The following is a 12,267-nucleotide window of genomic DNA, read 5'->3' as shown; positions in this document are numbered from 1 at the left end:
CGCGAGCATTGAGACCAACACCGGGTCACCCGGCCGGGGCCAGAATCGACGCCGCCACCGAGTCGACGTACCAAGCCCGGTATTGCTCTGGGCTCCAACCCCTTTGGCGGACCAGAAAGTCGTAGTTGCGCACATCCATGGCCAGCCACAGCACATCGACGACCATGTCCTGCGAATAGGCCGGCTCGAGTTCGCCGGTGGTGGCGAGGTCCGCGGCGAACATCGTCATGCCCGTTCGCCGCTCGGTCAGGTTCTTGTTCCAGATCTCGGCCGCCTCTCGGTCGGCGGCCGCCGCGCTCCAGACCGCGAGCATCACTTCCGCCTCGCGCGCATGGGTTTCCGCGAGATGCCTGGCGTACCTGGCCAACTTGGCGCGGGCATCACCGAGTGCCCGGATCTCGGCGGCGAACTCACGACGCGCCAGTTCGGTCGGTTCGTCGTCACCGGCGATGGTGAGGTCCACCAGCGCCGAGAGCAGGGCCTGCTTGTTTCCGAAGATCTTGTACACGGTCTGCACGGCGACGCCGGCGTCGCGGGCGATCGCGGCGAAGGTGGTGGCGGTGTAGCCGGAGGCCACGAACAGCGTGCGCGCCGATTCGAGGATGGCGTGGCGGGTCCGGCGCGCCTGATCCTGCCGGTGGCTCGATTCGTATCGCCTCTTGACAACCACGCCGATAGTGTAACCATGTATTCATTAGAGTATTGCTCTACCCAATCGAGGCGAACATGGCCGGCAACTCCACCTCCGAACGCGGCGCCCGGGTGATCTACATTCCGCCGCCCCTGTACTACGTCGCCGCCGTCGTGGGCGGCATGGCACTGAATTCCGTTGTCCCACTGCCGATCGGCGGGCGACCCGCAACCGAGATCGCCGGCGTCGTGATCGTGGCCCTGGGCTTGACCTTCGCCTGGTGCGGTGTCGGCGCGGTCATCCGGCATCGGACCACGATCGTGCCGCACCGCCCGGTGTCGACATTGATCACCACGGGCGTCTATCGCGTATCCCGCAACCCGATGTACACCGGATTGGCCGTGGCCGCGCTCGGGTTGGGACTGCTGGTGAACAGCTGGTGGCCGATCGCGCTGCTGCCCGTCGCGATCGCGCTGGTCCTGCGCCTGGTGATCGAGCCGGAAGAGCGTTATCTGACCGAGCGATTCGGGCAGTCCTACCTCGATTACCGAGGCCGGGTCGGGCGCTGGCTCGGGCGGGCGGCCCACTGAGCATCGGCGAGCAGGCGGCGGGCGCGGCGCACGACGGCGAGATCCGCCATGCGGCCCCGCTCGTCGAAGACGATGCCGCCGGGCGCGGAATCGAAGCGGGACACCAGGTCTCGGGCGCGGGCCAGCTCGGCCTCGGTGGGCGTGAAGACCGCGTTCACCACGGGCACCTGGGCCGGGTGGATGCAGGCGCGGCCGCGGAAGCCGAGGCGGGCGAGCGCCTCGGTCGAGGCGCGCAGCGCGTCGAGATCGCGGAAGTCGGTGCTCACCGGGCCCAGCGGGGGCGCGATTCCGGCTGCGGCGCAGGCCAATACGACCTGGGTGCGGACCGCGAGCAGCTCGGCGCGGTCGGGTCCGGGCTCGATGCCGGTGTCCGCGCACAGATCCGCCTCGCCCAGCTGCAGTCTCGCCACCCGGGGCGCGGCGGCGATGGCGCGGGCGTCGAGAATCGCGGCCGCGCTCTCGAGCAGCGGGCAGATCTCGATGCGGGCGGGCCCGGGCTCGCACTCATCCAGGATCGCGGCGGCGGCGCGGACCCGCTGCGGCGACTCGGCTTTCGCGAGACAGATCGCGGCCACGGCCGGTAGCGCGACGGCGCGCAGATCCGTCTCGGTGTCCTCCCCGTTGACGCGAACCCAGATCCGCGGCCGCTCGACGGTGACCGTGCGCAGCCAGGCGGCGACCTCGGCGCGCGCGGAATCCTTGTCCCGCACGGGCACCGCGTCCTCGAGGTCGAGCAGCACCACATCGGCCGGGCCCGCGAGGGCCTTGTCGAACAGCTCGGGGCGGTTACCGGGGACGTAGAGCGCCGATCGCACCGCGGGTTCTCCTCACCGCGGAGCCTGCACCGCGCTCGCCACCAAACGAAACATCGTTTCGACCATCGAAACATATCCCGATCACCCTTCCGCGTCCATACGTGGGCGCCGACACAGTCCGAGGCGATCTAGGATCGTCGGATGCCAATTCCGAAGGCCGAACTGCATCTCCATATCGAGGGCACCCTGGAGCCGGAGCTCGCGTTCCGGCTCGCGGCGCGCAATGGCGTCACGCTCCCGTTCGACAGCGTCGAGGATTTGCGCGCCGCGTACAGCTTCGGCGACCTGCAGTCGTTCCTGGACCTGTATTACGCGCTCACCGATGTGCTGCGCACCGAGCAGGATTTCACCGACCTCGCCGAGGCCTATCTGGCCCGCGCGCAGGCCGACGGGGTCAGGCATGCCGAGATCTTCTTCGATCCCCAGGCCCACACCTCGCGCGGTATCGCCTTCGATACCGTCGCACGCGGACTGCTGGCCGCTCTCGACCGCAGCCAGGACAAATACGGCGTCTCCACCTCGCTCATCCTGTCGTTCCTGCGCGACCAGTCGGCCGAGTCGGCACTGGAGACCTTGGCCGCCGCCGAGCCCTTCCTGGACCGCATCATCGCCGTCGGACTGGACTCCGCCGAAGTCGGACACCCGCCGTCCAAGTTCGCGGCCGTCTACGAGCGCGCCCGCGCCCTGGGCCTGCGCGCGGTCGCCCACGCGGGTGAGGAGGGCCCGCCCGACTACATCCGGGAAGCCCTGGACGTCCTCGGCGTGGAACGCATCGACCACGGCGTCCGCTGCCTCGAAGACCAGGAGCTGGTGGATCGCCTTGTCCGCGAGCGCATCCCGCTGACCGTCTGCCCGTTCTCCAACGTCCGGCTGCGCGTCGTGGACACCCTCGACAAGCATCCGCTGCGTCGCATGCTCGACGCCGGTCTGGTGGTCACCGTTAATTCCGACGACCCCGCCTACTTCGGCGGCTACGTGCACGAAAACCTCACGGCCACCGCCACCGCGATCGGACTGACCGACGACCAGATCCACACCCTCGCCCGCAACTCCTTCGAAGCCGCCTTCCTGGACGACGAAACCCGCGCAACCTACCTCGCCGAACTCGACGCCCACCGCTGAGATCCGGGTAGGCTCGGTCAGCAGTCGGCGCGCGAATTTCCTTTCCGCGGAATGGAACTCGCCGACCGGGCCGGGGTGCACGTCCGCGGTCCTTCGGGTTTAAGGAGTACCGCGTGACCATTGATACCGGCGTTCATCGTTATCCGTTCGGCGATCCGGTTCGGCTCGAACAGCATCCGATGGCGGTGAAACTGCAGCGGGAGGAGCCGATTTCGCGGGTGCGGCTGCCGTTCGGCGGGGAGGCGTGGCTGGTTACGCGGTATGCCGACGTGCGGGCGGTGCTCAGTGATCCGCGGTTCGGGCGGGCGGAGACGGTGGGGCGGGAGGATGTGCCGCGGGTTCGGGAGACGCCGGCCTTGCCGAATGTGCTGACCAGTATGGATCCGCCGGAACTGACGCGGGTTCGGAAGCTGACCATGACCGCGTTCACCTCCCGCCGGGTGCAGGAATTGCGGCCGCGCACCGAGGAGATCGTCGAGGAACTGCTGGCGGCCATGGCCGAATCCGGTTCACCCGCCGACCTCGTCACCGCGCTGGCTCTGCCGGTGCCGGTCACGGTGATCTGCGAGATGCTCGGCGTACCACCGGAGGATCAGCGGCGGTTCCGCGAGTTCTCCGACGCGGTCATGTCGACCACCGCGGTGACCGCCGAAGAGCGGATGGCCGCCTACGCCGAGCTCACCACCTACCTCACCGAGCAGATCGCGGTGCGCCGCACCGATCCCACCGATGATCTGCTCGGCGCGCTGGTGTCGGCCCGCGACAACGAGGACCGCCTGACCGAGGACGAACTGATCACCCTCGGTATCACCCTGCTGGTCGCCGGTCACGAGACCACGGCCAATCAGATCTCCAATTTCGCCTACACGCTGCTCACCACGCCGGGTGCGTGGGAACGCCTGCGCGACGATCCGGAGCTCGTCCCGACCGCCGTGGAGGAGCTGCTGCGCTTCATCCAGCTGGGCAACGGCGGCGCCTTTCCGCGCATCGCCGCCGAGGATGTCGAGATCGCGGGCACCCTGATCCGCAAGGGCGAGGCCCTGTTCGTGGATCTCCAGGCCGCGAACCGCGACGAATCGGTATTCGAGAACCCGCACACCCTGACCCTGGACCGGCATCACAACTCGCACTTGGCCTTCGGCCACGGCTTCCACCACTGCATCGGCGCGCAACTGGCCCGCCTCGAACTCCAGGTCGCCCTCACCGCACTCCTGCGCCGCTTCCCGAATCTCCGCCTGGCAGTCCCCGCCGACGAGGTCCCCTGGAAATCCGGCATGCTGCTACGCGGCCCCCAGAGCCTGCCGGTTGCCTGGTGATGACCGGCTAGCTCACGCCGACGGAGCCGCCGCTGATTGTTGCGGTATCGCCGGGTGCGATTTGGGCGACCGGTGCGTCGCCGCTGCAGTCGGTGGTGGAGTAGACGGAGAGGGTGGTTTCGGTTTGATTCGAGATGGGGAGCGGGATCGAGGAGTCGCCGGTGTAGAAGCAGCCGGTGGGGTTGTCGAATTGCTCGCCTTGCACGATCGCGTAGCCCGAGGCGGCGTTCGCCGTCCCGCCGAGAAGAACCGTTGCGCCCAGAACCGCGGACGCGACAACAACAATGCGTCGCATGCCAATCCCTTCCGTCGTCCGATTAACTTCCAGCATTCTCCCTATTGCAGTAACGCTGCAATATGAGAACGGTCACTGACTGGCAATCATTTGGCAATCCTAGTCAGCGCCTGCTCGCGCGGCGATAGGCGACGGCCGCGGGGACCGCGAAGACGCACAGTGCGCCCAGGGACCAGGCGAGGGTCAGGGTCAGCGGCCGGGCCAGCGGGCCGCCCTCGGACAATGCGCGCATGGCGTCGATGGTGACCGAGATCGGCTGGTGTTCCACCACGGGGCGAATCCAGTTCGGGTACGCGGTGGCCGGGACGAATCCGGTGCTGAAGAACATCAGCAGGGAGGTCAGGATTGTCATGCTCTCCACCAGCGTGGCCTTGGGGGCGGAGGAGGCGAGTGCGGTGACCATGGTGGCGAAGCCGAGCCCGAGCAGCACCGGGATCAGCAGGAAGGCGAGGGCGGCGAGAACACCTTGGTGGAAGCGGAAGCCCAGCGCGTAGCCGAAGGCGACGATGATCACCGTGCCAACCAGGATGCGGGTGCCCTCGGCCAGGACCCGGGCGGCCGGACCCGAGGCGCGATGGATCGGCAGCACCCAGAAGCGGGCCAGCAAACCCGCTTCGCGTTCCCGCCACAGCATCGCGCCGCTGGCGACCGCTCCCGAGAGCGCGCCGATCACGGCGACCATCGGCACCGAGCCGTAGAGCGCGTTGTGCCCGGAGAATCCGCTCACCTGACTGCCGATCACCGTATTGAGCACGAACAGCAGCAGGCACGGGATGATGAGCGTTTCCAGCAGCGTGACGGGGTGGCGGGTCCAGCGCAGCAGCAGGCGCTGGGTCTGAATCATGGTGTCGCGCACCAGGACCGTGGTCATGCGCGCCTCCTGGCATTCAGCCGCCACGCCAGCGGTACACAGATGGCGATGATCACCGCCATCCAGCACAGTGAGGGCCCGACCAGCGAGAGCGTGACCGGGGCGGTGTGAGCGCGGGTGTCGCCCGCGAGCGCGCGCAGCACGCCGACGAACTGGGAGACCGGCTGGTTGCGCACGAAAGGCTGTATCCAGTGCGGGAATTGACCGACCGGGGCGAGTCCGGTGGAGAGCATGCCGAGTATCAAGGGCGGCAGACCCAGGATCTGGGTGATCGATTCCGGACTGCGCGACGCGGTGCCCACCACGTCGGCGGCGAGGGTGAACACGATCCCGATGAACAGCGAGAAGATCAGAAAACCGAGTGTGTGCGCGGCGTCGAGCCGAAACCGGAACCCGATGACATGCCCGCAGACCACCGCCGCGGCCAGCGAGATGCACAGTCGCACAACCGACCCGGACATCCGCGCGGCCACCGGAACCAGCCCGCCGACCGGCATGGCCGTGAACCGGCGATCCAGTCCGGCCGCGGCGTCGGTGGCCGCGCGCAGGGCCGCGGAGATGGCGGTGAACGCGCTCGCCTGCAGGATCACCAGCGGCATCATGAATTGCGCGTAGCTGCTGAATCCTGTTCCGGCGAAGGACATCACGCGATTGAGCGGGATGTAGAAGCCGGCGGTGAACACGGCCGGTGCGATCAAGCAGGTCAGCATCTCCCCCGACCGCACGGCGGGCACGATCGTCCGGCGGCTGAGCACCCACCACTGTCGCAGGGCGACCGGGCTCGGCCGTACCGGCTCGAACCGAAGCGCGGCGGTCACCGGTGCACCGCCTCGGCCCGCGCCTCCAGCGCGTGCTTGCCGGGTGTGGCCGTCAGCGAGAGGAACACCTCGTCCAGCGACGGCCGCCGCAACGCGATATCGCTCAATTCGATTCCGGCGCTGTCGAGCAGCCGCAGCACCGCCGCCACGGTCTTCGCTCCGCCGGGTGCGGCGATGGTGAGCCGGTCGGGTGTGGCCGGATCCCGCTGCGGCTCCAGCAGTTCCAGCACCGCCTCCATGATTCCCATTTCGCCGCGGTCCAGCGGGATGATCTCGCAGTAGCTGGACCCCGTGCGCGCCTTGAGTTCGTCGGGGGTGCCCTCGGCGACCACCGTGCCGTGGTCGATCACCACGATCCGATCGCAGAGTGTGTCGGCCTCTTCCAGGTACTGGGTGGTGAGCAAGGTCGTGATGCCCTCGTCCCGGAAGTTCCGGACCAGCTCCCAAATCCCTTGGCGGCTACGTGGATCCAGCCCGGTGGTGGGCTCGTCGAGGAACACCACCCGCGGCCGCACGACCAGCCCGCAGGCGATATCGATCCGCCGCCGCATGCCGCCGGAGTAGGTCCCGACCCGCCGCGGCGCGGCTTCGGTGAGTTCGACGAGCTCGAGCAGCTCGTCGGCGCGGGCCCGGGCGGCACGCTTGCTCAGCCCTTGCAGCCGACCGAACATCACCAGGTTCTCGTACCCGGACAGCATGTCGTCGAGCGCCGCGAACTGGCCGGTCAGCATGATCGACTTCCGCACCTCCGCCGCCTCGCGCACCACATCGTGCCCGGCCACCATCGCCTTGCCCCGGTCGGGCGTAAGCAGCGTGGACAGCACATTGACCGTGGTGGTCTTGCCCGCTCCGTTGGGTCCGAGCAGGCCGAGTATCTCCCCGGGTGCGGCCGCGAAATCTATTCCGCGCAAGGCGGATACGCCGCCGAATGATTTCTCGATGCCCTCGACGCTCACGCCGCTGGATGTCACGAACGCTCCTCTCGGCTGGACAGCCGGTCGTCGAGCAGGCGCGCGATCTGCGCCAGCGCTTCCGGTGCGGCCATTCGACTGTGCTCGGCGTCGACGTCGTACACGGTGATCTCGCCGCCGACATACGGTTGCCAGGCACTCGGCTCGGCGATCCGCGAGACCCCTTGCGTGGCACGGAAGAACAGGACGTCGCCGTCGAAGGCTGGTCGCTGATACCCGTCCATGAGTCGGATCGCCGAGTTGTAGGACCGGGTCAGCCGCTCCAGCAGCTCCGCGGTCACCAGCGACTCGGATCCCAATTGCGCGCCGATCAATTCGGCGGCCTGCTCGGCGGTGGCCCCGGCCGGGATGCCGGAGATACCGAACAGTTCACCGAATTCGTTGAGTAACGCACCGACGTCGAGTTCACCTGTGAGATCGGCACTTTCGCCTTCCAACTGGGCGTACGCACCATTCGAGGCATCCGCGTCCAGCAACGCGACCACACCCACCTCGGCTCCCTCGGCCCGCAATCGAGCCGCGACGGCATGCGCGATGATCCCGCCGAAGGACCACCCCAGCAGGTGATATGGCCCGTCGGCCTGCACGCGGCGAATCTCACCCGCGTACCGCTCGGCGAATTCGCCAATGGAGTCGATCGCCGCCTCCCCGGACAGTTCGGGTGCCTGCAGTCCGTAGATCGGCCGCCCCGCTTGCAGCGTCTCAGCGAATCCCAGGAAGGGCCAGGCGATTCCGGACGCGGGATGGATGCAGAACAAAGCCGGTTCGTCACCGGTGCGGCGGATCGGAAGCAGTACGTCCAAGCCCAGGGCGGACGTGCCGCCGGTCTCGGTGCCGACCGCGAGGGCAGCCACCGTGCGGTGCTGGAATACCTGGGCGGGTGTCAGCGTGAGACCCCGGGTCCGCGCCCGCGCGACGAGCTGCAGCGCGATGATGCTGTCACCGCCGAGCGCGAAGAACGAATCGTCCACGCCGACCCGATCGCGTCCCAGCAGTTCGGCGAACAACTCGGCCAGAACCTCCTCCGCAGGACTGGTGGGAGCCCGGTATTCGGTTGTGTCGTCGATGAATACGGGATCGGGCAGCGCTTTCCGATCAAGCTTGCCGACCGGCGTCAGCGGAATCGCGTCGAGAACGACGAAGGCCGAGGGCACCATGACGGCGGGCAGGCGTTGGCTCAGATAGGCACGCAGCTCACTCACCGCAGGTGCCGAACCGCCGGTGGGCACCACGTACGCGGCCAGCGCGGGCGTCCCGGCAGGACCGCGAACTCCCAGCGTCACAGCGAATTCAACCCCGGGTGCACTCCCGAGCACCGCATCGATCTCCCCCAGCTCGATCCGCTGGCCGCGAATCTTGACCTGGAAATCCGACCGCCCCTGATACTCCAGCCGCGGATCGTCATCGGTGGTCCACCGCACCAGATCACCGGTGCGGTACATCCGATCCCCTGGTTGCCCAAAGGGATTGGCGACGAACCGCGCCGAGGTCAGCCCGAACCGATGGAAGTAGCCCCGGGCCAACGCGGGCCCGGTCACATACAGCTCTCCGATCACCCCGGGCGGCACGGGCCGCAGCCAGGAGTCCAGCACCAGCAGCTCGAACCCGCGAACCGGCCCGCCCAGCGTGATCGGCCCATCCGGACTCAACTCCGCGGATCGCGTTGCCACAATGGTCGATTCGGTCGGCCCATACAGATTGACCAGCTGCCGCCCCGGCGCCCACTGCGCCACCAGCTCCGCCCCCACCGCCTCACCACCCACCGCGAGCGTCCGCAACTCCGGCAGATCGTGCGGCCGCATGGTCGCCAGCACCGACGGCGTCACGAACGCATGCGTCACATGCTGATCGCGCAGCAGATCCTCCAGATCCGGCCCGCTGTAGGCCTCCGGCGGTGCGACCACGAGCGTCGCCCCGGCGCCGAAGGCATGCAGCACCTCCAGGATCGAGGCGTCGAAACTGGGCGAGGCCACATGCAGCACCCGTGCGTCCCGATCCAGCCGCATCGTTTCCAGTTCCTCGGCAACGAAATTCGCCAGCCCGTGATGGTCGAGCAGCACGGCCTTGGGTTTGCCGGTGGATCCGGAGGTGTAGATCAGATACGCGATCTGGTCCAGCGTGATCGGCCCGCCCCGCTCCCGGTCGGACAGCGGCCCCTCGGACACGGTCATGGCGTGCCGCAGTGACCCCAGATCGTCGAGGACCAGCCAGTCGACGGTGTCGGGCAGATCGGCGCGGATCTCGCGCACGGTGATCCCGATCGGCGCCCGGGAATCGGCCAGCACATGTTCGATCCGATCGATCGGATGCCCCGGGTCCACCGGCAGGAACGCCGCTCCGGTCTTGGCGACCGCCCACAATGCCACCAGCGATTCCAGCGAGCGGGTCAGCGCCAGCACCACGAATACCTCGCGGCCGACACCGTGCCGCAGCAGCACCCGGGCGATGCGGTTGGACCAGGCATCCAGGTCGGCATAGGTCATGGTCTGCGTCCCGGCCACGATGGCGGTGGAATCCGGATCGGAAACCGCTGCGGCGGCGAGGATCTCGTGCAGCGCACGGGGCGCCGTGGAACGCGCACCGCGACGCGGGGCCAGTGCCCGAAGCTCCCGCACACTGGCGGCAGGCAGCTGCGAGACTGCGCGGCGCGGATGCATGGCGATCTCGGTGAGCAGCTCCACGAACCGCTCGAGCAGCGCCCCGGCCGAGGCGGCAGCCACCTGATCGCTCCAGTAATTCAGCGTGACCCGCAGTGCGGTACGGCCGTCCTCGTCCGGCCGGGGAGTTACCTTGAGGCTCAAGGGATATGGTGCGGTCTCGGTATCTGTAATATCGCGCAGCCGCAGCCCGGCCCGATCCAGCGCCCCGTTCAACCCGTCCCGATCGATCGGCACCGATTCGTAGACGGTCATGGTGTCGAACAGTTCGGGTACGCCCACGGCCCGGTGGATTTCGGCGAGCCCGAGATGCTGATGCTCGAGCAGCCGGGCCTGCTCGGACCCCACGCGCGCGAGGAGCTCGCCGATGGATTCGCCGGGATCGAGCGTGATCCGCACCGGCAGCGTGTTGATGAAGAGCCCGATCATCTCCTCGACCCCGGCCAGTTGCGGCGGCCGCCCGGATACGGTCGCGCCGAACACCACATCGGTGCGGCCGGTCAGGGTCGACAACAGCAGCGACCAGGCCACCTGCAGGGCGGTATTCACGGTGACCCCGGCGGCGCCGACGGTCCGGTTCAGCTCGGCGGTCATCGCGGCGGGCAGCTCGGTCGACAGGGTGCCGGAAGCCGTCGATACCGAATCGGCCGTCGGGAACGCCAGCGTCGGCGCTTCTATCCCATGCAACGTCTCGGTCCAAGCCGTGATCGCCGCATCGTCACGCTCGGCGAGCCAGGCCAGGAACTGCGCGTACGACTGCGTCGATACCTCGGAACCTGTTGGGCTGGTGAGATATCCGGTGAGCAGTTGCTGAATCAGCACCGGCATCGACCAGCCGTCGAGAATCAGATGATGGCTGGTGATGAGCAGCGTCCAGTCCTCGGCTGCGGTCCGGATGAGAGTGAGCCGCAGCAGCGGCGGCCGAGCGAGATCGAACCGAGTGCGTGCATCCTGCTCGACCAGCCGCGCGAGCTGCTGCTCCCGATCGCCACCGAACCCGGTGAGATCGATTTCCCGCCAGTCGATTTCGCCGTCCGCGAGCACGACCTGGCGCGGCCCAACCTCGGATTCCACGAACGCCACCCGCAAGATATCGTGCCGCGCCACCAAACTCTGTGCGGCCGACCGCAGCCGCGCGGTATCGAGCGCGCCCGTCAACTCGGCGCGGGTCTGCAACAGATACCGATCCTCGCCATCGGGATCGAATCGGCTGTGGAAGTACATGCCCTGCTGCAGCGGCGACAACGGCCAGACGTCGACCAGTCCCGGATACTCCGACTTCCAACGCTCGGCATCGATTTCGCCGACCAGGCTGAACGGCTCGACCGGAACCACCGACGCTTCCGCCACGGTGGTCGTGGCCACGGTGGCCAGCCCGGCAACAGTCTTGTGCTCGAACACCTCCCGAGCGGAGAACTCCAGCCCGGCCGCGCGGGCCTGGGAAACCAGCCGCAAGGCGATGATGCTGTCGCCGCCCAGCGCGAAGAACGAATCGTCCACGCCGACCCGTTCGCGCCCCAGCAGTTCCGCGAAGAGCCCGGCCAGGACCATCTCCGCGGGATTGCCGGGTGCCCGATATTCGGCCGCGTCATCGTCGAATACCGGTTCGGGCAGCGCTCGCCGATCCAGCTTGCCGACCGGCGTCAACGGAATCGAGTCCACGACAACGTAAGCGGCCGGGACCATCACGGCGGGCAATCGCTCGCTCAGATAGTCGCGCAACTCGCCGACGGTCGGCGTCGCCCCGGCGGCGGGCACCACATAGGCCGCCAACGCCGGTGCCCCGGCCGGCCCGCGCACCCCGAGCGTCACGGCGTACTCGACACCCGGCGCGCCGACGAGCGTGGCATCGATCTCCCCCAGCTCGATCCGCTGCCCGCGAATCTTCACCTGGAAATCGGACCGCCCCTGATACTCGATCCGTGGTTCGGCCTCCTCGGTCCACCGCACCAGATCACCGGTGCGATACATGCGCTCCCCCGGCTCGCCGAAGGGATTGGCCACGAACCGTTCCGCACTGCGCGCGAACCGCCCCGCATAACCCCGTGCCAGCGCGGGCCCGGCGAGATACAGCTCCCCGGTAACCCCCGGCGGCACCGGCCGAAGCCAAGTATCGAGCACCATGGCCGACAGCCCGCGAATCGGCCGCCCCAGCGTCACCGGTTCCCCGGCACGCAGTTC

The 12,267-nt window shown here is 68.2% G+C and carries 10 protein-coding genes; 3 read left to right on the top strand and 7 right to left on the bottom strand.

The genetic code is table 11. From position 1 onward, the window contains the following. Nucleotides 1-25: 25 nt before the first annotated feature. Nucleotides 26-670 carry a TetR/AcrR family transcriptional regulator gene (locus tag ON43_RS08140; protein ID WP_218003220.1) on the bottom strand — a complete coding sequence of 215 codons (645 nt, stop codon included), beginning with the start codon at nucleotides 668-670 and terminating at the stop codon, nucleotides 26-28. Between the two features lie 56 nt (nucleotides 671-726). Here ON43_RS08140 and ON43_RS08135 point away from each other — a divergent pair, with 56 nt between their 5' ends. Then, complete coding sequence (locus ON43_RS08135) at nucleotides 727-1,221, top strand: methyltransferase family protein (RefSeq protein WP_218003219.1); 495 nt, start codon at nucleotides 727-729, stop codon at nucleotides 1,219-1,221. Here the strand turns inward: ON43_RS08135 and ON43_RS08130 are convergent. Then, nucleotides 1,176-2,036, bottom strand: coding sequence for an HpcH/HpaI aldolase/citrate lyase family protein (locus tag ON43_RS08130; RefSeq protein WP_040805404.1), 861 nt, complete (start codon nucleotides 2,034-2,036; stop codon nucleotides 1,176-1,178). The two genes, ON43_RS08135 and ON43_RS08130, sit on opposite strands and share 46 nt — an antisense overlap. Before the next feature lie 141 nt (nucleotides 2,037-2,177). On the opposite strand from ON43_RS08130, the gene ON43_RS08125 reads away from it, so the two are divergent. Together ON43_RS08125 and ON43_RS08120 are read left to right on the top strand one after the other, a co-directional pair. Continuing rightward, entirely contained in the window at nucleotides 2,178-3,158 is a 981-nt protein-coding gene (locus ON43_RS08125; protein ID WP_040805402.1) for an adenosine deaminase, read from the top strand. Nucleotides 3,159-3,271: 113 nt separating this feature from the next. After that, complete coding sequence (locus ON43_RS08120) at nucleotides 3,272-4,474, top strand: cytochrome P450 (RefSeq protein WP_040805400.1); 1,203 nt, start codon at nucleotides 3,272-3,274, stop codon at nucleotides 4,472-4,474. A 7-nt stretch (nucleotides 4,475-4,481) separates the two neighbouring features. Here the strand turns inward: ON43_RS08120 and ON43_RS08115 are convergent, their stop codons facing one another. From ON43_RS08115 to ON43_RS08095, 5 genes are all read right to left on the bottom strand, one after another. Then, nucleotides 4,482-4,805 carry a hypothetical protein gene (locus tag ON43_RS08115; protein WP_157513950.1) on the bottom strand — a complete coding sequence of 108 codons (324 nt, stop codon included), beginning with the start codon at nucleotides 4,803-4,805 and terminating at the stop codon, nucleotides 4,482-4,484. Nucleotides 4,806-4,872: 67 nt separating this feature from the next. Then, complete coding sequence (locus tag ON43_RS08110) at nucleotides 4,873-5,640, bottom strand: ABC transporter permease (protein WP_051178140.1); 768 nt, start codon at nucleotides 5,638-5,640, stop codon at nucleotides 4,873-4,875. Further along, entirely contained in the window at nucleotides 5,637-6,458 is an 822-nt protein-coding gene (locus tag ON43_RS08105) for an ABC-2 transporter permease (protein WP_040805394.1), read from the bottom strand. Before ON43_RS08105 ends, ON43_RS08110 begins: the two co-directional genes overlap by 4 nt. Next, nucleotides 6,455-7,429: a daunorubicin resistance protein DrrA family ABC transporter ATP-binding protein gene (locus ON43_RS08100; protein WP_040805393.1), complete on the bottom strand. Its 975-nt coding sequence runs from the start codon at nucleotides 7,427-7,429 to the stop codon at nucleotides 6,455-6,457. The genes ON43_RS08105 and ON43_RS08100 overlap by 4 nt, the downstream gene beginning before the upstream one ends. Then, nucleotides 7,426-12,267 (bottom strand): non-ribosomal peptide synthetase (locus tag ON43_RS08095; protein WP_040805392.1); only part of this gene is annotated, 4,842 nt, incomplete at its 5' end. The genes ON43_RS08100 and ON43_RS08095, both read right to left, overlap by 4 nt.

Source organism: Nocardia concava NBRC 100430 (assembly GCF_000308815.1).
In the GTDB taxonomy this organism is placed as follows: Bacteria; Actinomycetota; Actinomycetes; order Mycobacteriales; family Mycobacteriaceae; genus Nocardia; species Nocardia concava.
The sequence above is the reverse complement of the archived record's forward strand: the minus strand, read 5'-3'. Positions and strand labels throughout refer to the sequence as shown.

What these genes read in the sequence shown, in the direction of transcription:
- ON43_RS08135 (WP_218003219.1), top strand. Translation starts at nt 727, where the DNA reads ATGGCCGGCAACTCCACCTCCGAACGCGGCGCCCGGGTGATCTACATT.
- ON43_RS08125 (WP_040805402.1), top strand. Translation starts at nt 2,178, where the DNA reads ATGCCAATTCCGAAGGCCGAACTGCATCTCCATATCGAGGGCACCCTG.
- ON43_RS08115 (WP_157513950.1), bottom strand. Translation starts at nt 4,805, where the DNA reads ATGCTGGAAGTTAATCGGACGACGGAAGGGATTGGCATGCGACGCATT.
- ON43_RS08110 (WP_051178140.1), bottom strand. Translation starts at nt 5,640, where the DNA reads ATGACCACGGTCCTGGTGCGCGACACCATGATTCAGACCCAGCGCCTG.